This window comes from Blastococcus sp. SYSU DS1021, from assembly GCF_054050995.1.
Genome location: NZ_JBJHAL010000015.1, coordinates 1 through 20,391 on the forward strand (window position 1 = coordinate 1; position 20,391 = coordinate 20,391).

Annotated in this window: 20 protein-coding genes and 1 riboswitch; of the genes, 8 read left to right on the forward strand and 12 right to left on the reverse strand. The window is 75.9% G+C overall.

The genetic code is table 11. From position 1 onward, the window contains the following. Positions 1-125: 125 nt before the first annotated feature. Entirely contained in the window at positions 126-728 is a 603-nt protein-coding gene (locus tag ACI8AP_RS12460; RefSeq protein WP_456589660.1) for an AAA family ATPase, read from the reverse strand. A 242-nt stretch (positions 729-970) separates the two neighbouring features. Here ACI8AP_RS12460 and ACI8AP_RS12465 point away from each other — a divergent pair, with 242 nt between their 5' ends. The 4 genes from ACI8AP_RS12465 to ACI8AP_RS12480 are packed head-to-tail and all read left to right on the forward strand — an operon-like array spanning position 971 to position 4,672. Continuing rightward, a complete protein-coding gene (locus ACI8AP_RS12465) occupies positions 971-1,669 on the forward strand; it encodes a hypothetical protein (protein ID WP_456589661.1) in 699 nt (232 codons plus the stop codon). A 35-nt stretch (positions 1,670-1,704) separates the two neighbouring features. After that, the gene (locus ACI8AP_RS12470; protein ID WP_456589662.1) at positions 1,705-2,742 is read left to right on the forward strand and encodes an AAA family ATPase; all 1,038 of its coding nucleotides are present in this window, start codon (positions 1,705-1,707) and stop codon (positions 2,740-2,742) included. Beyond that, positions 2,739-3,719, forward strand: coding sequence for a DUF58 domain-containing protein (locus tag ACI8AP_RS12475; protein WP_456589663.1), 981 nt, complete (start codon positions 2,739-2,741; stop codon positions 3,717-3,719). The genes ACI8AP_RS12470 and ACI8AP_RS12475 overlap by 4 nt, the downstream gene beginning before the upstream one ends. Continuing rightward, on the forward strand, positions 3,716-4,672 hold the full coding sequence (locus ACI8AP_RS12480) for a VWA domain-containing protein (protein ID WP_456589664.1): 957 nt from the start codon (positions 3,716-3,718) through the stop codon (positions 4,670-4,672). The genes ACI8AP_RS12475 and ACI8AP_RS12480 overlap by 4 nt, the downstream gene beginning before the upstream one ends. A 67-nt stretch (positions 4,673-4,739) precedes the next feature. On the opposite strand, the gene ACI8AP_RS12485 is transcribed toward ACI8AP_RS12480, so the two are convergent. The 4 genes from ACI8AP_RS12485 to ACI8AP_RS12500 form a co-directional block, all read right to left on the reverse strand. After that, positions 4,740-5,615: an alpha/beta fold hydrolase gene (locus ACI8AP_RS12485; protein ID WP_456589665.1), complete on the reverse strand. Its 876-nt coding sequence runs from the start codon at positions 5,613-5,615 to the stop codon at positions 4,740-4,742. A gap of 108 nt (positions 5,616-5,723) precedes the next feature. Beyond that, positions 5,724-7,544, reverse strand: coding sequence for a carbohydrate-binding domain-containing protein (locus tag ACI8AP_RS12490; protein ID WP_456589666.1), 1,821 nt, complete (start codon positions 7,542-7,544; stop codon positions 5,724-5,726). Further along, positions 7,541-8,353 carry a polyphosphate polymerase domain-containing protein gene (locus ACI8AP_RS12495; RefSeq protein ID WP_456589667.1) on the reverse strand — a complete coding sequence of 271 codons (813 nt, stop codon included), beginning with the start codon at positions 8,351-8,353 and terminating at the stop codon, positions 7,541-7,543. Before ACI8AP_RS12495 ends, ACI8AP_RS12490 begins: the two co-directional genes overlap by 4 nt. Beyond that, entirely contained in the window at positions 8,350-8,988 is a 639-nt protein-coding gene (locus ACI8AP_RS12500) for a DUF4956 domain-containing protein (RefSeq protein ID WP_456589668.1), read from the reverse strand. The genes ACI8AP_RS12495 and ACI8AP_RS12500 overlap by 4 nt, the downstream gene beginning before the upstream one ends. A 179-nt stretch (positions 8,989-9,167) precedes the next feature. Here ACI8AP_RS12500 and ACI8AP_RS12505 point away from each other — a divergent pair, with 179 nt between their 5' ends. Continuing rightward, positions 9,168-9,638, forward strand: a complete 471-nt coding sequence (locus tag ACI8AP_RS12505) for a hypothetical protein (protein ID WP_456589669.1) — start codon at positions 9,168-9,170, stop codon at positions 9,636-9,638. Beyond that, positions 9,635-10,075 carry a VanZ family protein gene (locus tag ACI8AP_RS12510; RefSeq protein ID WP_456589670.1) on the forward strand — a complete coding sequence of 147 codons (441 nt, stop codon included), beginning with the start codon at positions 9,635-9,637 and terminating at the stop codon, positions 10,073-10,075. The genes ACI8AP_RS12505 and ACI8AP_RS12510 overlap by 4 nt, the downstream gene beginning before the upstream one ends. Here ACI8AP_RS12510 and ACI8AP_RS12515 read toward each other — a convergent pair. Further along, positions 10,050-10,514, reverse strand: coding sequence for an SRPBCC family protein (locus ACI8AP_RS12515; RefSeq protein WP_456589671.1), 465 nt, complete (start codon positions 10,512-10,514; stop codon positions 10,050-10,052). The two genes, ACI8AP_RS12510 and ACI8AP_RS12515, sit on opposite strands and share 26 nt — an antisense overlap. Before the next feature lie 59 nt (positions 10,515-10,573). Here ACI8AP_RS12515 and ACI8AP_RS12520 point away from each other — a divergent pair, with 59 nt between their 5' ends. Both ACI8AP_RS12520 and ACI8AP_RS12525 read left to right on the forward strand, forming a co-directional pair. Further along, positions 10,574-11,005, forward strand: coding sequence for a DUF1622 domain-containing protein (locus ACI8AP_RS12520; RefSeq protein WP_456589672.1), 432 nt, complete (start codon positions 10,574-10,576; stop codon positions 11,003-11,005). After that, complete coding sequence (locus tag ACI8AP_RS12525) at positions 11,002-11,358, forward strand: hypothetical protein (RefSeq protein WP_456589673.1); 357 nt, start codon at positions 11,002-11,004, stop codon at positions 11,356-11,358. The genes ACI8AP_RS12520 and ACI8AP_RS12525 overlap by 4 nt, the downstream gene beginning before the upstream one ends. Before the next feature lie 67 nt (positions 11,359-11,425). Here the strand turns inward: ACI8AP_RS12525 and cobN are convergent, their stop codons facing one another. From cobN to ACI8AP_RS12555, 6 genes are all read right to left on the reverse strand, one after another. Then, complete coding sequence (gene cobN / locus ACI8AP_RS12530; RefSeq protein WP_456589674.1) at positions 11,426-15,052, reverse strand: cobaltochelatase subunit CobN; 3,627 nt, start codon at positions 15,050-15,052, stop codon at positions 11,426-11,428. A 54-nt stretch (positions 15,053-15,106) separates the two neighbouring features. After that, positions 15,107-15,187, reverse strand: a riboswitch (cobalamin riboswitch). Positions 15,188-15,239: 52 nt separating this feature from the next. Next, complete coding sequence (locus ACI8AP_RS12535; RefSeq protein ID WP_456589675.1) at positions 15,240-15,863, reverse strand: ABC transporter ATP-binding protein; 624 nt, start codon at positions 15,861-15,863, stop codon at positions 15,240-15,242. Next, a complete protein-coding gene (locus ACI8AP_RS12540; protein ID WP_456589676.1) occupies positions 15,863-16,663 on the reverse strand; it encodes an ATP-binding cassette domain-containing protein in 801 nt (266 codons plus the stop codon). The genes ACI8AP_RS12535 and ACI8AP_RS12540 overlap by 1 nt, the downstream gene beginning before the upstream one ends. Beyond that, positions 16,660-17,517, reverse strand: coding sequence for an ABC transporter permease (locus ACI8AP_RS12545; protein ID WP_456589677.1), 858 nt, complete (start codon positions 17,515-17,517; stop codon positions 16,660-16,662). Before ACI8AP_RS12545 ends, ACI8AP_RS12540 begins: the two co-directional genes overlap by 4 nt. Further along, positions 17,514-18,647, reverse strand: a complete 1,134-nt coding sequence (locus tag ACI8AP_RS12550) for an ABC transporter permease (protein WP_456589678.1) — start codon at positions 18,645-18,647, stop codon at positions 17,514-17,516. Before ACI8AP_RS12550 ends, ACI8AP_RS12545 begins: the two co-directional genes overlap by 4 nt. Beyond that, positions 18,629-20,242: an ABC transporter substrate-binding protein gene (locus ACI8AP_RS12555; protein WP_456589679.1), complete on the reverse strand. Its 1,614-nt coding sequence runs from the start codon at positions 20,240-20,242 to the stop codon at positions 18,629-18,631. The genes ACI8AP_RS12550 and ACI8AP_RS12555 overlap by 19 nt, the downstream gene beginning before the upstream one ends. Positions 20,243-20,391 lie beyond the last annotated feature (149 nt).

Sequence of the window (20,391 nt, forward strand, 5' to 3'; positions counted from 1 at the left end):
CCGGGCCGATCAGCCGTTCGGTGCGCGGATCGGTGACCGCCGCGACGAAGCTGTCGACGCCGACGTGCATGGGCCGTCCTCCTGGGGCTCGGAGCGGGGCGGGGCCGGCCGGCCCCGCCCTCCAGTCAACACCGGGACCGCGCCGGCCGCGCCCGCTCCCCCAGCACGGCGTCGCACGTCAGCTCCGCCGCCGCCGGCCGGTCGACGACGATCGCGGTACCGGCCTCGGCGGGGGCGTCCGCCAGCCGGGCGAGGTAGCCGCGCCAGCGGTGCTCGTGACGCCGCATCCGCGCGTCGGGAAGCGTCCGGCCGCGGGTGCGCTGCCCCTCCTGGGCGAGCTCCGTGGGCACGTCCAGCAGCACCAGCCGCACCGACCGGCCGGCGCAGCGGGCCGCCCGCAGCACCGCCGCCCGCCACACCGGGCTGGTCCAGGGATCGGTGAGGACGACGACGGACGACCCGCCGGCGACGTGCCGCAGGACCCGCCACCGGTGCACCAGGTGCACCCACGGGCGGAGCACCCGGTAGGGCACGCCGATGCCCGTTCCGCGGACCCGGGCGGCGACGTCCTCGGAGTCCAGGGCGGTGAGCGGCCCGCCACCGCCGTGCGCGAGCAGGCGTCGCAGCAGCGTGGTCTTACCGCTCCCGGGCAGCCCCGCGAGGACGACCAGGCCGTACCCGGTCACCGGGTCCGTCCCGAACGCCCCCCTGATCGGTGCCCTCACCATGCCGTCTCCTCCGTATGCCGGGGCCGACGGTCCGCTCCGGACCTCCCGTCGGCGTGTGAGCCGGCTGGGAAGCGGTTGTGCGTCTCCCGGGAGCCGGGCCACCGGGAGGTGCGAACTCACAGCCGTCGCGCACCCGGTGATCAGCGGAGTTCCAGTTCGCGCACCCACGGTGGTGCTCCGAGGACGGCGCCGCGGTGCCCCGCGAGGGGGTGGCCGCGGCCCGTCGGACGAGGAGCACTCCCGTGCAGGAATGGGTCTTCGACCGGGACGGCGCGCTCACCCCGCGCTCCACCGGCACCGCACCGGCAGGCGAGTCGCCTGCGCCCGCACCCCCGGACCGCACCCGGCGTTCGAGGGGCCGGCGCCGCCGCTGGGCCGCAGCCGGCGCGGCCGCCGTGGCCGTGCTCGGCGCCGGGGTGGGGTTGGCCGTGGCGGCCGGCTCCCCGGCGCCGGAGACCACCGCGGCGGCGGCTCCGACCGACGCCGACGACCAGGGCGCGACGGAGGGCAGGCGGACCGGCCGGCTCCCGGCCGACCCGCAGCCGGACGAGGACGCGACCGCGCAGGAGGAGAGCCCGACCGGCTCGACGAGCACCCGGTGGTCGGCTCTTCACGAGGAGCAGGAGCTCCAGCAGCCCGACGGCAGCACGGTCACCATCGCCGTCCAGGGCGGCACCGTCACCGCGCTGGACACCGGTTCGGTGACCGTGCAGAGCTCCGACGGGTTCACCCGCACGTACGCGGTGACTTCGGGGACCCGTATCGCCGGCACCGCCCTCGCCGTGGGGGACCCCGTCCTGGTCGAAGCCGTCGTCGACGGCGGGACCGCCACCGCCACGACCATCCGCCCGACGGCCGGCGGCCGCGGCCTCCCGGGTGGCGCCACGTCGCCCGACACCGAGACCGGCACCGAGACCCAGGAACCCACGCAGGGCGCCTGAACCGAACCGCTCACCCACGATCCGAGGAGGACCCGTTGTCCGACACCCGCTCCCTGCCCACTCCCCCGGCGTCCGCCGCGCTGCTCGAGCACGCCCTGATGGAGGTGAAGAAGGTCGTCGTCGGCCAGGACCGGATGGTCGAGCGGATCGCCGTGGCGCTGCTGGCCCGCGGGCACTGCCTGCTCGAGGGCGTGCCCGGCGTCGCGAAGAGCCTGGCCGTCGAGACGCTCGCCCGGACGGTCGGCGGCAGCTCGGTGCGGCTCCAGTTCACCCCCGACCTGGTGCCGAGCGACATCGTCGGCACCCGCGTCTACCGGCCCTCCCAGGAGCGCTTCGACGTCGAGCTCGGCCCGGTGTTCGCCAACCTGGTGCTGGCCGACGAGATCAACCGCGCCCCGGCCAAGGTGCAGTCGGCGCTGCTGGAGGTCATGGCCGAGCGGCAGGTCTCCATCGGCGGTGTCACCCACCCGCTGCCCGACCCCTTCCTGGTGCTGGCCACCCAGAACCCGGTCGAGAGCGAGGGCGTCTACCCGCTGCCCGAGGCGCAGCGCGACCGCTTCCTCATGAAGGTGGTCGTGCCGCACCCGACGATGTCGGAGGAGATGGAGATCGTCCGCCGCATGTCGGTGCGCCCGCCGCGGGCCGAGCAGGCGCTGACGCTCGAGCAACTCGTCGCGCTGCAGGACGCCGCCGAGGCGGTGTTCGTGCACCACGCCATCGCCGAGTACGCCGTGGCCCTGGTCATGGCGACCCGCGAGCCGGCGGCGTGGCGGCTGCCGGAGCTGGCGCGCCTCATCGGCGTCGGCGCCTCGCCGCGCGGCAGCCTGGGCCTGGTCCGCGCGGCGCGCGCGCTGGCCCTGCTGCGCGGGCGCGACTACGTCGTCCCCGAGGACGTCGCCGACCTCGCCGTCGACGTCCTGGCCCACCGGCTGGTGCTCTCCTACGAGGCGCTGGCCGACGGGGTGACCGCGGAGGAGGTCGTCGGCCGGGTGCTGGCCACCATGCCGCAGCCGACGGTGGCCCCTTCGCAGCACACAGTCGTCCGCCCGGACCTGCAGCGGGTCGTGGCATGAGGCCGCTGCCCCCGCCGCCGGACGCACCGGAGGCGCAGGTCCGCCGGCTGACGCTGCAGGTGTCCCGCCGCCTCGACGGGCTGCTGCAGGGCGGCCACGTCCGGCTCACCCCCGGTCCGGGCAGCGAGCCGGCCGATCCGCGCCTGCACGCACCCGGGGACGACGCCCGCCGCATCGACTGGGCGGTGACCGCGCGCACCGGGGAGACCCACGTCCGCACCACGACCGCCGACCGGGAGCTGGAGACCACCCTGGTCGTCGACCTCACCCCGTCGATGGCGCTGGGCACGCGGCGCACGGAGAAGCGGGCGCTCGCCCTGGCCGTGGCCGGCGCCCTGGCGCAGCTGACCAGCGCGCACGGCGACCGGGTGGGCGCCGTCCTGCTGACCGCGGACGGCGTCCGGCGGGTGCCGCCCCGGGCGGGCCGCACCGCCGCGCTCGCGCTGCGGCACGTCCTGTCCAGCACGCCGCGGGCCGCCGACGGCCGGGGCGCCGACCTCGCCGACGTGCTCACCGAGCTCGCCCGCCCGCCCCGCAGGCGCGGGCTGGTGGTGGTGCTGAGCGACCTCGCCGAACCCGGCGGCGCCGGCGACGAGCCCCGCTGGGCCCGGGCGCTGCAGCTGCTCGCCCAGCGCTGCGACGTGGTCGTCTGCCACGTCCAGGACCCGCTGGAGACCGAGCTGCCGGCCGTCGGCACCCTGCACGTCGTCGACGTCGAGACCGGCCGCCAGCTGGAGGTGCGCACCACCCGGGCGGTGCGCGACCGGTACCGCGCGGCGACTGCGGCCCGCACCGGGGCGCACCGGGCCGCCGTGCTCGCCGCGGGCGCGGGCCACGTGCTGCTGCGCACCGACCGCGACTGGCTGCCCGAGCTCGCCCGCCACCTGTCCGCCCGGCGCACCTCGCTGCGCCGGCGCCGGGCCGCCTCGCCGGCCCGGCGCCCGTCGCCCCTCGTCCACCCGGGAGCATCCGCATGACCGACCTGTCGTTCGAGGCGCCGTGGCGCCTCCTGCTGCTGCTCGCCGTCGCGGCCGTCGCCGTCGGCTACCTGGTCGCGCAGCGGCGCCGCACCGCCTACGCCGTCCGGATCGCCGACGCCGACCTGCTGGCCTCCGTCGCGCCCCGGGCCCCGCGCTGGCGGCGGCACGTGCCGGCCGCCCTGCTGGTGACCGCGCTGGCGTTCATGGTCACCGCATTCGCCAAGCCGGCGGCCGCGGTGGAGGTGCCGCGCGAGGCGGCCACCGTCGTCGTCGCCATCGACACCTCGACCTCCATGCAGGCCACCGACGTCGCGCCGTCCCGGTTCGTGGCGGCGCAGGCGGCCGCGGTGGAGTTCGTCGAGCAGCTGCCCGAGGGCATCGACGTCGGGCTGGTGAGCTTCTCCGGCACGGCCGTGGTGGAGGTCGCCCCGACCGACGACCACGAGGCCGTCGTCTCGGCCATCGAGGAGCTGCGGATGTCCCAGGGGACGGCGATCGGCGAAGCGGTCGCCGCGGCGGTCGCCGCCGTCGGCCAGGCCCCGGTCGAGGACGGCGCGGAGCCGGTCCCGGCGTCGATCGTGCTGCTCTCCGACGGCACCAGCACCCAGGGCCGCTCGGTCGAGGACTCCGTCGAGGTGGCGACGACGGCCGGCATCCCGGTCTCGACCATCGCCTACGGCACGTCCGACGCCGACGTGAGCGTGCAGGGACAGCGGGTGTCGGTGCCGGTGGACACCGCTGCCCTGGCGGACCTGGCGGCCGCCACCGGCGGGCAGGCATACACCGCCGAGAGCGGCAGCGAGCTCGAGGACGTCTACGCCGACATCGGCGAGCAGGTGGGCACGACCACCGAGCGCGAGGACGTCTCCTCGGCCTTCGCCGGGGTGGCCCTGCTGGTCGCGCTCGGCGCGGCCGGCGGGTCGCTCGCCTGGTCGCCCCGGCTGCCCTGACCCGTTCGCCCGCACCCGACGCGGCGGCCACCTCCCCGGGAGGTGGCCGCCGCGGTGCGTTCCGCGGTCAGCCCGCCGGCGGGACGACCCGGTCCAGCCAGGCCAGCAGGTCGGCGACGACCTCGTCGCGGTTGGTCTCGTTGAACACCTCGTGCCGGGCGCCCGGGTAGGCCCGCAGCGTCACGTCCTCCACCCCGGCGCCGCGCAGCCGGTCGACGAGGACCTGGACGAGCGCCAGCTGCCCGTTGAGCGGGTCCGCGTCGCCGACCGCGACGTACACCGGCAGGTCGTTCCGGATGCCGCGCAGCCGGTCGGGGTCGGCCAGCTGCCGCCCCGAGAGGAACATCTGCCGGCTGTCCGCGGTGGCGAGGCCGAACCCGCACCGCGGGTCGGCGACGTAGGCGTCGACCTGGGCCTCGTCGCGGGAGAGCCAGTCGTAGTCGGTGCGGGCCGGCGCGAACGGCGCGTTGAACGCCGAGAGGTCCGTCGGTCCGTCGAGGTCGACGGCGGGCTCGAGCAGGTCCAGGACCGTCGTCCCGGTGAGCACCAGGGCGGCGAGGTCGGCGGAGTGGTCGAGGACGTGCTGCTGGGCGGCAAAGGAGCCCATGCTGTGACCGAGAAGCACCAGCGGGGCGTCGGGCAGGTCGGCGCGCACGTGCGCGGTGAGCCGGCCGATGTCGCGCACCAGCTCGTCCCAGCCACCGGGGCCGAGTTCGCCCCAGTGGCCGTCCTGCGCGGTGGCGCCGTGCCCGCGATGGTCCTGGCCGACCACCACCCAGCCGGCGCCGGTCAGCGCGGCGGCCAGCGGTTCGTAGCGGAGCAGGTGCTCGCCCATCCCGTGGGTGAGCTGGACGATCCCGCGCGCGGGACCGGCGGGGTCCCACCGGTAGGCGGTGACGCGGACGTCGGAGGCGGAGTCGAACGTGGTGGTCTGATCCGGCATGCGGGGAGGCTACGGGCGACCGGCGGCGGGTGGCAGGCCGGGCACGACGCAGCGGCGCCGCCCCCGGTCGCACGGGGCGGCGCCGCTGCTCGACGCGGGCCGGTCCGGTCAGCTGCCGGGCGGCGTCCCTCGGCCCGGCCGGCCACTCCCGCCGCCCATCCCGCCGGCGAACTCCCCGGCGGTCGCGGTGCCCGCCTGCTCGGCCCCGTCGGTGGTCCCGCTCGCCGCCAGCCCGCCCAGGTCGTTCCCGGCGGCGGTGCCACCGGTCAGGACCGTGTACGTGGCACCGCTCGCGACCTCGGCCGAGGAGTAGACGAGCGACCCGACGTCCTTCTGCGCGGTGTAGGTGGCCAGCACCTCGCCGTCGGCCGAGACGAGCTGCACCACGGTGCCCGCGGGCGCTGCGACGGTGGTCGCCACCCAGCTCTGGGCGGAGGAGGTCGTGGGGGGCTGCGCCATCCCCGCGCTGCCGGCCGCGAGCAGGACTCCCCCGCTGATCTCCAGACCGCTCTGCAGGTCGAGGGAGCCGTTGCCCGCACCGGTGGGGCCGTTGACGACCACCGTGCCGCCGGTCATGGTGCCCGTGCCGTTGGAGTCCAGCCCGTCCCCACCGGCGTCGACCACGGTGCTGCCGCCGGTGACGGACAGCCGGTAGTCCCCCACCGCGGCGAACGCGTCGGCCCCGCCGCCGCCCGGGCCCAGCTGCCCGGAGCCGTCGTTGCCGCCGCCGACGTTGATGCCGTCGTCGCTCGCCGTCAGGTCCAGGTCGCCGCCGCTGATCGTGACGACGGCGCTCTCCAAAGCCTCGTACGACTCCGTGACGGTCACCGTCCCGCCGGCGACGGTCAGGTCGCCGTCGGCGTGCACGCCGTCGTCGGCGGTCGCCAGCGTCAGGGTGCCGTCGGAGATGCTGACGACGCCGTCGGAGTGCACGGCGTCGTCGGCGGCGTCGACGTCGACGGTCCCGCCGCCGACCACGACGCTGACCGTGCCCTCGAGGCCCTTCGCCGAGGCGTCCTCGGCGACGGTCTGTCCGCTGCCGCCGCCCGACACCACCGCCACGTCCCCGCCGCCGATGATCACGTCGGTCTCCGCGGTGACCCCGTCACCGGCGGCGGTCACGTCGACGGACCCGCCGGCCACGTGCACGTAGCCGGCCGCGGAGTCCTCGGCGTTGTCCGCCTTGAGCCCGTCGCCGCCCGCGGTGACGGTGAGGTCGGCGTCCCGGACGACGAGGTAGTCCTTGCCGCGGACGCCGTCGTCGACCGCGTCGACGGCGATCGTCCCCGAGTCGAGGACGAGCCCGTCCTTGCCCGCGATCCCGTCGTTGGCGTTGCCGGTGACCTCGAGCGAGCCGCTGCCGGTGATCGTCAGGTCCGCGGCGCTGTACAGCGCCGCGTTCGGCTCGGCGCCGTCGGCCGCGTAGCCCGAGCCGTCGCTGAGCGCGTTCGACGACCCGTCGGCGAGCACGACGACCGCGGTGCCGGCGTCGAGGAACGCCAGGGCCGACGTGTCCGCCGACGAGACCTCGGCGTCGTCCAGGACGATCCGCACGACGTCCTCGTCCGGTGCGTCGACGACGACCTGGCCGTCGAGCGAACCGCTGAGCCGGTAGGTGCCGGCGGCGGTGATGGTCACCGTTCCGCCGTCCACGCTCACCGCGTCGGAGTCCGATGCGGCGGAGTCCCCGGTGAGCGACACGTCGACGACGTCGGCCGCTTCGTACGCCGGGTCCGCGTCGTGCGCCGCGGTGTTGGCGGCCAGGGCGTCGGCGACGCCGATCCCGCTGCCGGCGGCGATCTCCGCCGCTGAGACGGTCGCGGTCGCGCCGTCCGAGGAGCCGGCGGTCGACTCGGCCGTGCAGCCGGCGAGCACGGCAGCCACGAGGGCCGAGGCGAGGGTGGCGCGGATCTTCTTCGGACGGGTCACGGGAGGGTCCGATCGTCGGTGGCGGGGGCCGCCAGGGGGTGGAAGTGCCGGCGCAGGACCGGGCACCAGGTGTTGTCGGGGAGGTCGCCGCGCAGCGCGGCGAGGCCCGTGCCGTACTTGGAGATGCGGCTCGGCCGGTGCCCGGAGCGCCACAGCCGGCGGTCCGCGGCCGAGGCGGCGGCGCTGGACTTCGTCTCGACGACGGCGACCCCGGGGAGGGTCAGGGCGCGGCCACCCGGGAGCGCCCAGGTGAGGTCGGTGTCGATGGTGAGCCGGCTGTCGCCGATCGGGAGGTGCAGCGTGCTGCGCCGGTAGGTGGTGCGCAGGACGGGCCGCAGGTCCTCGCTGCGCACCCAGCCCAGGCCCGCCTCGCACAGCACGGCGTCGACGAAGGCTGCGCCGCCGTCCAGCCCGCGGGCCGGGCCGGGCAGCGGGATCCGGTTCTTGACCGTCGTCCCGCGACCGCCCCGGGTCTTGACCTCCAGGAAGTGGTCCCCGGAGTCCAGGTAGGTGCGGTGGCGCACCTTGAAGCGCCGCCGCCGCCGGCGGGCCGCGAGGTGGTAGCCGGCGAGGTCCGGGGTGTCGTAGTACAGGGACGCGTAGCCGAAGGAGCGGACGGCGTCGATCTCCAGCACCCGGGCGCCATCGGTCTCGGCGAGCCCTGCGACGACGTCGTCCACGGCCCCCAGGGGCAGCACGTACTTGCGGTCGACGCGCGTCTGCAGCGCCGCGCGGTCCACCATCTCCGCCAGCCCGATGGCGGGCAGCGCGCCCAGGGCCGGCAGCGCCGGGGCGGCCGGGCCGGTCACCGGACCACCGCGGCCGGGCGCGGCCGGCCGGGCTCGCCGGGCGCCGGCGCGAAACGCTCGCCAGCGCCCGTGCCGGCAGCCGGACGGCGCCGCGGGTCCAGCTCGTACCGGACGTCGACCCACGTCGTGTCGTTGACCAGGTCGACCCGCTGCACCGTCACCTGGTGCACCCGGGCGGAGAGCAGCGCCTCGAGGTGGCCGGTCAACGCCCGCTCGTCGGTGAAGGCGGTGTCGAGGACCATCACCTGCTGCCGGTACCGGCGCAGGAGGCGGGGGTGCCCCGCTGCGTACATGACGGCGACGACCAGCGCCATCAGCGACATGGACAGCACCGGGCCCGAGGTGCCCAGGCCGCCGAGCAGGCCCAGCGCCAGGGCCGAGAAGTAGTACGCCACCTCGTGCTGCTCCAGCTCGGTCGAGCGCAAGCGGATGATCGCGAGCACCCCGAACAGCCCCAGGCCCACGCCGGCGCCCACCTCGCTGGTGGCCAGGGCGGCGGAGACGGCGAGGACGCCGACGTTGATGCCGAGGTAGGCGATGACCAGGTCGCGGCGGCGGTGGCGGGGGAAGTAGACGCCGAAGGTGAGCAGGCCGATGGCCAGCAGGTCGGCGCCGAGCAGGTAGGTGTGCGACATCGGGCTTTCCGGGAGGTGGACGGCAGGTCGACATCAGGTTGCGGTCCGGAGATGCGCTGGAACTGGGCGTGAGCTGGGGAGTTGCTGCCAGCAACCGTCCCGTCCTCGCCGTGGAACCCCACGGACGACGTCCAGCCCCTGCCCAGCCCGGTGCCAGCCGGCCGGGCGACCGTGGCGGCATGGCCGACCACGTGACCGACCTGCTCTTCGACTCCGCCGCGGCACGCACCGTGGTCCTCGCGCGGCGACCCGCGGGCGGTTGCGCCGTCGAGTGCGTCGTCTCCGACGTCGTCTGGAGCGACGTCGTCCGGCTGCTCCGGTGGGCCACGGCGGACACCCGCCACGACCTCGCCCTGGAGACCGGGGCGTGGTGGCGGCTGGCCGCCGCGTGCGCGGACCTCCTCGGCCGACTGCCGGGCCTCTGCGACGAGCTCGCCGAGCCGTGGGGCATCGACGGCTCGGTGGCGGTTCCGCCGGAGCTCGACGCCCGGGCCCGCATCGCCTGGTCGGCCGACCGGGTCGTGCGGCTGCTGAGGGCGCCGCACCCCGTGCCGCTGCGCACCCTCGCCGCCGAGATCGACGTGCTGGGCGCGGCCGCGGTGCAGGCGCTGGCCGGCTCCGCCGCCCCTGTCGTCAGGCCGGCAGCGTGAGCTCCCGGTCCCCCGCTCTCTCCCTCGGCCTGGGGGCAGCCCTCCTGGCGGTCGCCGCCCTGACCCTGGCCCCGGAAGGCACCGGCTGGGCGTGGGGCTCACCGGCCGTGGAGCTGCGCTGGTACCTGGGCGGTCTGGACTCCGGCGCCACCGTGCTGCAGCTGCTGGGGAACCTGGTGCTGCTCGTCGTCCCGGCCGCCCTGGCGGTCCTCCGCTGGCCCGCGCTGGGCCGGCCGCGCCGGCTCGTCCTGGCCGCCACGGCGACGGCCACCGCCATCGAGCTCCTCCAGTGGGCGCTCCCGCTCGGGCGGGTCGTGTCGCCGCTGGACGCCGTGCTCAACGCCGCCGGCGCCGTCGCGGCCGGCCTCCTCGTGGCCGCCGCGACCGCGACCGGGAGGACCGGCGGCCGGCTCAGCCCGACTCGGCGATCCGCTTGATCGCCGCGAGGGTGGCGGGGATGCCCTCGTGCGCCTGCCGGGTGCGGAGGGCGATCTGCTCGTCGGCCCGCTCCCCGTAGCGCTCGGCGAAGAGGGCCAGCCCACCGGGCAGGAACTCCCACGACTCGGTGAGCTCCGTCCCGCCGGCGACGGGGGCGAGCGTGAAGCTCCAGTGCACCAGGTTGCCGCCGACGACCCAGGCGAACTCCCGGCCGCGGTCGGCCACCACCACCTTCGAGCGCGTCTCCCAGGTCCGCTCCGGGGTCACGTTGCGCCCGCTGAACCAGTCCCCGACCGCGCCCGACGCGCCCTCGTCCCACCAGCACTCCCGGCAGACGGGGCTCCACTCCCCGGTGCGGGTCACGTCGGAGACCAGGTCGTACAGCTCCTCGGGCGACGTCGCGACGGTGATCGACCGTGAGTGGCGCAACTCGCTCATCGGCGCAGTCTCGCAGGCGCCATGCGTGGTCGCGCGGACCCGCCGGGTATGCGCGCCGCGTGGAAGAGCTGCTGCAGGACGTCGTGGACGTGCTCGTCGTCGTCGTGGAGGCCTGCGGTGCCGCCGTGATCATCATCGGGGCCGTGTGGGCGTTCATCCGGTTCGCCTGGGCCGGCCTGCGGCACCGCGACGTGCACGGCTTCGTGCCGGTCCGGCTGACGCTGGGCCGGTTCCTCGCCCTGGGGCTGGAGTTCCAGCTCGCCAGCGACGTCCTGCGCACCGCCGTGGCCCCCAGCTGGGAGGAGATCGGGCAGCTCGCCGCCATCGCGGCCATCCGGACGGCGCTGAACTACTTCCTCGGCAAGGAGATCGCCGAGGAGCGCCGCGAGGTCGCGGAGGACCGCGAACGGTCCGGGCGGGGATCGAACGACGCCGCGTCGCCGCAGCGCACGGCCGGGACGGCGCCGGACCGTCGGGGGCGGCCGGGGTGAACGCCTGGCTCGCCACGGTCACCGGCCTGGCCGCGCAGGTGGTCGTCGTGCTCGCCCTGCTGTCCGGCGCGCTGGTGCTGGCAGTGACCCGTTCGCCGGCTCCGGCGCTCGCGATCACTCTCGACCACCTCGTCGCGGCCGGGCTGCTCCGGCTGGCCGGCGAGCCGAGCTGGCAGGCGATCATGACGGCCGCGGTGGTGATCGCGATCCGGCACCTGGCCGGCTACTCCCTGCGCCACGGGGCCGCGTCGTGGCGGAAGGGGCCGGGCCCCCGTGCCGGCCGGTCCCGCCTGCTCCCGCGGCGGCTGCAGGACGAGGTGCACCGCGCCCTGCACCCCGCCTGGCGGCGGTGACACCGTCGTCCTGGGGCACCTGCGGGCCACGACCCGGCTCCCCTGACCCGGCCCGCGGTCCCGGGGGTCAGGACCGCCCGGGCTCCGCCGACGCCGGCGTCTGCCCGCCCTCCAGGTCGCCCTCGGTGTCGAGGTAGGCCTGCTGGAGCTCGGCGAGCAGCGCCGGATCCGGCTCGGCCCACATCTTCCGGTCCACCGCCTCGAGCAGCCGCTCGGCGATCCCGTGCAGCGCCCAGGGGTTGCTCGTCTCCAGGAACTCCCGGTTCTCCGGGTCGAGCACGTAGGTCTGGGCCAGCTTCTCGTACATCCAGTCGGCGACCACACCGGTCGTGGCGTCGTAGCCGAACAGGTAGTCCACGGTCGCGGCGAGCTCGAAGGCGCCCTTGTAGCCGTGCCGGCGCATGGCGGCCAGCCACTTGGGGTTGACCACCCGGGCGCGGAACACCCGCGCGGTCTCCTCGGACAGCGACCGGGTGCGCACGTGCTCGGGCCGCGTCGAGTCACCGATGTAGGCCGCGGGCGCCCGGCCGGTGAGCGCGCGGACCGTGGCCACCATCCCGCCGTGGTACTGGAAGTAGTCGTCGGAGTCGGCGATGTCGTGCTCGCGGGTGTCGACGTTCTTGGCCGCGACGGCGATCCGCCGGTACGCGGCCTCCATGTCCGGCCGCGCCTGGACGCCGTCGAGGTCGCGGCCGTAGGCGTAGCCGCCCCAGACGGCGTAGACCTCGGCGAGGTCGGCATCCCCCCGCCAGTTGCGCGAGTCGATCAGCGGCAGCACCCCGGCCCCGTAGGCGCCGGGCTTCGAGCCGAACACCCGGGTGGTGGCCCGCCGCCGGTCGCCGTGGGCCGCCTCGTCCGCGTCCACGTGCGCCTTCACGTAGTTGGCGTCCGCCGGCTCGTCGAGCCCGGCGACCAGGGTGACCGCGTCGTCGAGCATGGTCACCACGTGCGGGAAGGCGTCCCGGAAGAAGCCGCTGATCCGCACGGTGACGTCGATCCGCGGCCGGCCGAGCTCGTCGAGCGGAACCGGCTCCAGCGCGGTGACCCGCCGCGAGGCGTCGTCCCACACCGGCCGGACGCCGAGCAGCGCGAGCACCTCGGCGACGTCGTCGCCGGAGGTGCGCATCGCCGAGGTGCCCCACACGGAGAGGCCGACCGAGCGGGGCCACTCGCCGGTGTCGGCGCGGTACCGGTCGAGCAGCGACTCGGCCATCGCCGAACCGGTCTCCCACGCCAGCCGGGAGGGCACCGCGCGCGGGTCGACGGAGTAGAAGTTGCGCCCGGTCGGCAGCACGTTCACCAGCCCGCGCAGCGGGGAGCCCGACGGCCCGGCGGGCACGTAGCCGCCCTCGAGCGCGTGCAGCGTCGCGTCCAGCTCGTCGGTGGTGCGCGCCAGCCGCGGCACCACCTCGTCGACGGCGAACCGCAGCACCGCGGCCACGGCGTCGTCGTCGTGGCCGAGCACCTCCCGGACGACGTCGGCCACGGCGTCGGGCGTCCACCCTCGGGCCTCCATGCCGGCGACGAGCGCCTCGGCCCGCGCCTCCACCTGGTCGGTGGCGGTGCGGCCGGCGGTGCCGTCCTCGGTCAGGCCGAGCGCCTCGCGCAGCCCGGGCAGGGCGACCGAGCCGCCCCAGATCTGGCGTGCCCGCAGCATCGCCAGGACGAGGTCCACGCGGTCCTGCCCCGACGGCGGGGTGCCGAGCACGTGCAGCCCGTCGCGGATCTGCGAGTCCTTGATCTCGCAGAGCCAGCCGTCGACGTGCAGGATCATCTCGTCGAAGTGGTCGTCCTCCGGCCGCTCGTTCAGCCCGAGGTCGGCGTCGAGCTTCGCCGCCTGCAGCAGCGTCCAGATCTGCGCGCGCACCGCCGGCAGCTTCGCCGGGTCCATGGCGGCGACGTTGGCGTGCTCGTCGAGCAGCTGCTCCAGCCGGGCGATGTCACCGTAGGAGTCCGCCCGGGCCATCGGCGGCACCATGTGGTCGACGAGCGTGGCGTGCGCCCGTCGCTTGGCCTGGCTGCCCTCGCCCGGGTCGTTGACCAGGAACGGGTACACCAGCGGCAGGTCGCCGATCGCGGCGTCGGGGCCGCAGGAGGGCGAGAGCCCGACGGTCTTGCCCGGCAGCCACTCCATGTTCCCGTGCTTGCCGACGTGCACCAGCGCGTGCGCGCCGAACACCGAGCGCAGCCACCAGTAGGCCGCGAGGTAGTGGTGGGACGGCGGTAGGTCGGGGTCGTGGTAGATCGCGATCGGGTTCTCCCCGAAGCCGCGCGGCGGCTGCACCATCACCACGACGTTGCCGGCGCGCAGCGCGGCGAAGACGATCGCCTGGTCGTCGCCGGAGCCGTCCACGAAGAGCGAGCCGGGGGCCTCACCCCAGTGCTCCACCATGGCCTCGCGCAGGTCGGCGGGGAGGGTGTCGAAGAAGCGCCGGTACTCGGAGGCATCGATGCGGACCGGGTTCCCGCTCAGCTGCTCCTCGGTGAGCCAGTTCTCGTCCTGGCCGCCGGCGGCGATCAGCGCGTGCACCAGGGCGTCGCCGTCGAGGTCGGCGACGCCGGGCAGCGCGTCGGGGCCGTCGAACGGGCCGATGTCGTACCCGGCGCCGTGCATGGCGGCGAGCAGCCGGACGACCGAGGCCGGCGTGTCCAGCCCGACCGCGTTGCCGATGCGGGCGTGCTTGGTCGGGTAGGCGCTGAGCATGACGACGATCCGGCGCTCGGCGGGTGGGGTTTGCCGCAGCCGGGCGTGGGCGACGGCGGTGCCGGCCACCCGTGCGGCCCGCTCGGGGTCGGGCACGTAGTGCGTCAGGCCGTCGGCGTCGGTCTCCTTGAAGGAGAAGGGCACGCTGATCAGGCGGCCGTCGAACTCGGGGATGGCGACCTGGTTGCCGACGTCGAGCGGCGACAGCCCGTCGTCGTCGGCGAGCCACTCCTCTCGGGAGCGGGTGAGGCACAGCCCCTGGATCACCGGCACGTCGAGCTCGGCGAGGGCACCGACGTCCCAGGCGCCGTCGTCGCCGCCGGCCTGCGCGGTCGCCGGGCGGGAGCCGCCGGCGGCCAGGACGGTGACCACCAGCGCGTCGGCGGTGCGCAGGGTCTCCAGCAGGTCGCCGGGCACGCTGCGCAGCGAGCTCACGAACACCGGCAGCGCGCGGCCACCGGCGTCCTCGATCGCGGTGCACAGCGACTCGACGAACGCCGTGTTCCCGGCCAGGTGGTGGGCGCGGTAGTAGAGCACCGCGACGGTCGGGCCGGTCCCCCGGGAGCTCCGCTCGAGCAGCCCCCAGTCGGGCGCGACCGACGGCGGCTCGAACCCCTCCCCGGTGAGCAGCACGGTGTCGGAGAGGAACCGGTGCAGCTGGGTGAGGTTGTCCGGCCCGCCCTGCGCCAGGTAGCCGTGCGCCTCGGTCGCCACGCCCATGGGCACGGTGGAGAGCTCCATGAGCTCGGCGTCGGGCAGCTGCTCACCGCCCAGCACGACGACGGGGACGCCGGAGCCCAGCAGCGGCGCGAGCACCTCCTCGTACTGGCGGCGGACGCCCAGGATGCGGACGACGACCAGCTCGCTGCCCTCCGTGAGGGCAGCCATGCCGGCGGCGTCGAGGCGGGCGGGGTTGCCCAGCCGCCAGTCGGCGCCGCTGGCGCGGGCGGAGAGCAGGTCGGTGTCGCTGGTGGAGAGCAGGGTGAACACGTGTGTGCGGCCTCCCTCGGGGTCCGCGCCCCGGGTCGTCGGGCACGGCAGCCGGAGTGTCTGGCTGGCCCCCGCTGCTCAGCGCAGCGCGGGCTCACAGTGGCGGGACCGCGCCGGGTTCGCACCGGCTTCCTCGCTGCACTGCCGTGTTGTGCCGCAGACGCTACCGGGCGGTCCCGCGACCGTCTCAGCCGTCGGTCCCGGCCCCGTCCCAGTCGACGACGCGGTCGGCCACCGCGTCCACCAGCGGGCGGTCGTGCGAGATCGCGAGGACGCCGATGCCGGCCGACCGGCAGTGCTCGAGCAGCAGCCGCCAGATCGCCGCCTGGGTGACCGGGTCGAGGCTGGCGGTGATCTCGTCGGCCACCAGGTGACGCGGCCGGGCGAGCAGTGCCCGGGCGAGGGCCACGCGCTGGAGCTGGCCGCCGCTGATCTCGTGCGGGCGGCGGTCCAGCCAGCCGGGGTCGACCAGCCGCGGGTCCAGCGCCGCCGGCTCGTCGGCCGGCGCGCCGGTCGCGGCGAGCACCTGCCGGACCGTCCAGCGCGGGTCCATCGCCCGCTCCGGGTGCTGGAAGACGAGCTGGACCGGGTGCGGTGCCCGACCGGACCGTGGCTCCCGGCCGTCGAGGGTGACCCGGCCGCGGTGCGGCCGCGCGAAACCGGCCAGCACCCGCCCCAGGGTGCTCTTGCCCCCGCCGCTCGGACCGCACAGCCCGACCACCTCGCCGGCCTCGATCGCGAGGTCCGCCCCGGCGAGCACCCACGGGCGGTCGCGGCCGTAGCAGAACCAGACGTCCTCGGCGCGCAGCATCACGCCTCCGCCGGCACGCGGAAGCCGTGCGCCGGCAGCGCCTGCCACATCGCCCGCGTGTAGGGGTGGGCCAGCCGCTCCCCGGTCCCGGTGAAGTCGGCGGGGCGGGCCTCGTCCACGGTGCGCCCCTCGCGGCAGATCACCACCCGGTCGGCGACCTCGACCGCGGCCTCGAGCTCGTGGGTGATGAGCACGACGGCGCAGCCGTCGTCGGCCAGCCCGCGGAGCTCGGCCAGCGTCGACCGGACGGTCGCGGTGGGCAGCCCGGTGGTCGGCTCGTCGGCGAGCAGCAGCCGGGGCCGGCTCATCGTCGCCATCGCGACCAGCACCCGGCGGGCCATGCCGCCGGAGAGCTCGTGCGGGTACCGGCGGAGCACCTCCGCGCCGAGGCCGCGCCGCTCCAGCGCCTCCGCCGCGGCGCGGCGCGGATCGGGGTGCCCGGCCAGCCGCGCCGACCGCCGGACCTGGCGGCCGACGGGGCTGGTGGGGTCGAGGAAGGCCGCCGACTGCGGCAGCAGCGTGGCCTCACGACCGGCCAGCCGGCGCCGGTCCTCCGGCGCACGCACGGTGCCGTCGAAGGCGATCGTCCCCCGCTCGACGGCGTTGGGCGGCAGCAGGCCCAGGACGGCGTGCGCGAGCAGGCTCTTGCCGGCCCCGCTGGCGCCGACGAGGGCGACCACCTCTCCGGCCGGGGCCATGAGGTCCATGCCGGCCAGCGCGGTCACCGTCCGGCGACGCAGCCCCCGCTCGTACTGGACGAAGTCCACCTCGAGGCCGCGGACCTCCAGCAGCGCGCTCACAGGTGGGCGCTCCGCGGGTCGAGCAGGGCGCGGCCGTTCTCCCCGATCGTGTCGACGAGCTTGACCACGGCCAGCAGGCACAGCCCCGGCAGGACCGCGAGCCACCACGTCCCCGCGCTCAGGTAGCGCATCGCCTCGGCCAGCAGCACCCCGATCGAGGGCTCACCGGGGTCGACGCCGAGCCCGAGGAACGACAGGGCCGCCTCGTGCAGGATCGCGTGCGGGAAGAGCAGGACCGTGCCGACGACGAAGTGGCCGGTCAGGTGGCCGGCCAGGTGGTGCCGGGCGATCCAGCCGCGACCGCGGCCGAGCTGCCGGGAGACGGCGACGTAGTCGGAGGAGACGACCTCGCGCGCCCGGCCGCGCAGCACCCGGGTCAGCGTCGGCCAGTGGGTCAGGGCCACGGCGACCACCGTGGCCCGCGTGCCGCCGCCGAGCGCGAACGCGAGCAGGATCAGCAGCACCAGGTGCGGCAGGGCGAGGAACAGGTCGACCAGCCAGCTCACGACCCGGTCGACGACGCCGCCGAACACCGCGGCGGCGCAGGCCAGCACCAGCGCGATCCCGGCGGAGATCAGCGCCGCACCCGTTCCGACGAGCAGGCTGAGCCGGAGCCCGGACAGGACACGGGCGAGCACGTCCCGGCCCAGCGGGTCGGTGCCGAACGGGTGCTCGGCCGACGGCGCCAGGTTGCGGTCGCCCAGCTGGGTCGTGACGGCGTCGTCGGCCGCCAGCCCCCCGGCGACGAGGACGGCGAGCACCACCACCAGGGACAGGCCGGTCCAGGCGAGGGTGCGGCGGCGGCGGTCACCGAGGAACCCCGGCCGGACGGCCGGCTCGGCGGCGGCGCTCATCGCACCCCCTGGCCGGCCGGGGACGGGGCGACCGGCGACGCCGCCCGATCGGGCAGCTCGTCGGGCGACGGGGAGCGGGGCGCGAGCACCGGGCCGCGCAGGCCGCGCCGCGCCCGGCGGGCGCCGGCGAGGTCCGCCGAGACCCGCGGGTCCAGCCGCGCGTGGACGAGGTCACCGAGCTGGTTGCCGACGAAGACGAACACGGTGGTGAACAGCACGATGCCCAGCAGTAGGGGCACGTCCTGCCCCAGCGCGGCGGCCGTCGTCGCCGCGCCGAGGCCGGGGTAGGCGAACACCTGCTCGGCCAGCACGGCGCCGCCGAAGAGCTCGCCCAGCGAGCTGAACTGCAGCAGCACGGCCGGCGCCGCGGCGTTGCGCAGCACCCGGTGGACGACGACGCCGCGCGTCGACTCCCCCTGAGCTCGGGCGAAGGCGACGTAGTCGCTGGCCAGCGCCTCCACGACCGCGTGCCGGGTGTGCAGGACGACCGGGGCGATGCCCACGACCGACAGCGTCAGCGCCGGCAGCGCGAGGTGGTGCAGCCGGTCCAGCAGGGTCACGTCCTCGGCGAGCGTCCCGACCGGGACGGCGCAGCACACCGGCGTCCACCCCAGCTGGACGGAGAAGACGTAGAGCAGGAGGAGCCCGACCCAGAAGGTCGGCGCGGAGGCCAGGGTGTAGGCCCACCAGCAGATCGCCCGGTCGGCGAAGCGTCCCCGCCGCGCCCCGGCGAGCACGCCGAGCGCGAACCCGACCAGCCCCGACAGCAGCCAGGCGGTGGCCATGAGCGCGAGGCTGGCGAGGAAGCGCTCACCGATGACGTCGGCCACGGGCTGGCCGAACGTCAGCGAGCGGCCGAGGTCGCCCTGCACGACCTGCCCGAGCCAGGCGGCGAACCGCTCGGGCGCCGGCTCGTCCAGCCCCCACCGCTCGGCGATCTGCGCCCGCTGCTCCGGGCCGATCGCGGCCACGTCCCCGCCGACGTAGGCGTTCACCGGGTCGACCGGTGAGTGGACCATCAGCGTGAACGAGGCGACCGCGACCGCCGCGAGGAGGAGCACGAGCCGCACCAGCCGGCCGCCCGTCCACCGCAGCGCCGGTCGAGCGCGGCTCAGCAGCTCCACTGCCACCCGGCGATGCCCGCGGTGATCGGCCAGCCGTGCCCGTGCGGTTCGACCTGCGTCGAGCCGAGGTCGAGGCACTCGTCGACGAAGTAGGTGTGGTCGAGGTTGACCAGCCACGCCCAGGCGGCGTCCCCCGACGGCCCGAAGCCGGTGCCCTCGCCGTCGTACTGGGCGGCCCGCCAGTGCGGGATGGCGCTCTCCTGGTCGGGCGCGGTCATCGCCGCCTCGAGCTGCTCGTCGACCGCCGGGTTGGCGTAGAAGCCCGGGTTCCAGTACTCGACCCCGGCCTGGCGCGAGGAGTAGAGGTTGTACATCTCGGTGGGGTCGTGGCTCCCCCAGCCGAACAGGACGGCGTCGGCGTGCAGCCGCTGGTCGATGACGTCCCAGCTGGCGCCGTCCGCGGTGACCTCGATGCCCACGGGCGCGAGCATGTCCGCGACCGACAGCGCGAGCGCCTGCCGCAGCGAGTCGCCCGCGGGGTAGAGCAGTGTGAACGCGGCCGGGACGCCGTCCCGCTCGCGCACGCCGTCGCCGTCGGAGTCCACCCAGCCGGCCTCGTCCAGCAGCTGCCCGGCCCGCTCCGGGTCGGCGTCCTCGATCGCCGCCGCCGGCTCCGCCCAGGGCAGGCCGTCGACCGGTCCCGTCGCCGGGGAGCCGAAGCCCTCCAGGACGCCGTCGACGAGCGCCGCCCGGTCCACTGCGTGGTTGACGGCTTGGCGGATCGCCCGGTCGGAGGTCACGTCGTTGCCGATCGGCTGCCCGTCGTCGGTGGTGCGGCCCTCGTCCGGCACGTACGGGAACATGATCCCGCGGTTGTCGACCGACGGGACGGCGACCAGCCGCATGCCCGGCACCTGGGTCGTCGCCAGCGCGGACGGGACCGCCGCCATGTCGACCTGGCCGGCCGTCGCGGCCGCCAGCGAGGTGTCCTCGCCGGTGAACTGGAAGACGATCCGCTCGAACTCCGGCTGCTCGCCGTAGTAGTCCTCGTTGCGGTTCACGATGAGCTGCTGGCCCTCGTCCCACTGCACGAAGCTGAACGGCCCCGAGCCCACCGGGTCGCGCGCGTAGTCCGGGCCGTGCGCGTGCTCGGGCACGATGCCCAGCGAGACGAGCCGGTTGACGAAGGTGCTCTGCGGTCGCTCCAGGCGGAGCTCCACCGTGTCCTCGTCGACGGCGACCGCCTCGGCCAGCGCGGTGACGTCGGTGAGGCCGCCGCTCCGGCTCGCGGTGGTGAACGTGTAGGCGACGTCGTCGGCGGTCACCGGCTCGCCGTCGGTGAAGCGCGCGTCGGTGCGGATGTCGACGGTCCAGACCAGACCGTCCTCGCTCACCGACCACTCGGTGGCGAGGTCCGGGACCAGGTCGAGGTCGGCGTTCCGGCTCAGCAGCGTGGACTGGAACAGCGGCGAACCGTACCGGCCCCAGCCGAGGGTCGGGTCGAAGCCGTCGTCCGGCTCACCGCCGATGGCCAGACGCAGCTCGGTCGGCGCGACGTCGGCGGCCGGTGCGGCCGCTCCCCCGCCGCCGCAGCCGCTCAGCGCGACCAGGGCCACCGCACCCATCGCGGCGACCCGCCCCGCCGGCCACTCCCCGCCCACGCCCGCTCCCGTCCTCGACCTGCTCCGACCCTCGGCCTCCGACTCTATTGCAAAGTCTTTGCAACAGACTCGTCGGTGTCGGTACCGGTGCCGCCCGGCGCATCCGGATGGGACCGCCCGGCGGAAGCAGGGGTGTCGAACGGACCACC

What these genes read in the sequence shown, in the direction of transcription:
- ACI8AP_RS12460 (WP_456589660.1), bottom strand. Translation starts at nt 728, where the DNA reads ATGGTGAGGGCACCGATCAGGGGGGCGTTCGGGACGGACCCGGTGACC.
- ACI8AP_RS12475 (WP_456589663.1), top strand. Translation starts at nt 2,739, where the DNA reads ATGAGGCCGCTGCCCCCGCCGCCGGACGCACCGGAGGCGCAGGTCCGC.
- ACI8AP_RS12480 (WP_456589664.1), top strand. Translation starts at nt 3,716, where the DNA reads ATGACCGACCTGTCGTTCGAGGCGCCGTGGCGCCTCCTGCTGCTGCTC.
- ACI8AP_RS12485 (WP_456589665.1), bottom strand. Translation starts at nt 5,615, where the DNA reads ATGCCGGATCAGACCACCACGTTCGACTCCGCCTCCGACGTCCGCGTC.
- ACI8AP_RS12500 (WP_456589668.1), bottom strand. Translation starts at nt 8,988, where the DNA reads ATGTCGCACACCTACCTGCTCGGCGCCGACCTGCTGGCCATCGGCCTG.
- ACI8AP_RS12505 (WP_456589669.1), top strand. Translation starts at nt 9,168, where the DNA reads ATGGCCGACCACGTGACCGACCTGCTCTTCGACTCCGCCGCGGCACGC.
- ACI8AP_RS12515 (WP_456589671.1), bottom strand. Translation starts at nt 10,514, where the DNA reads ATGAGCGAGTTGCGCCACTCACGGTCGATCACCGTCGCGACGTCGCCC.
- ACI8AP_RS12535 (WP_456589675.1), bottom strand. Translation starts at nt 15,863, where the DNA reads ATGCTGCGCGCCGAGGACGTCTGGTTCTGCTACGGCCGCGACCGCCCG.
- ACI8AP_RS12545 (WP_456589677.1), bottom strand. Translation starts at nt 17,517, where the DNA reads ATGAGCGCCGCCGCCGAGCCGGCCGTCCGGCCGGGGTTCCTCGGTGAC.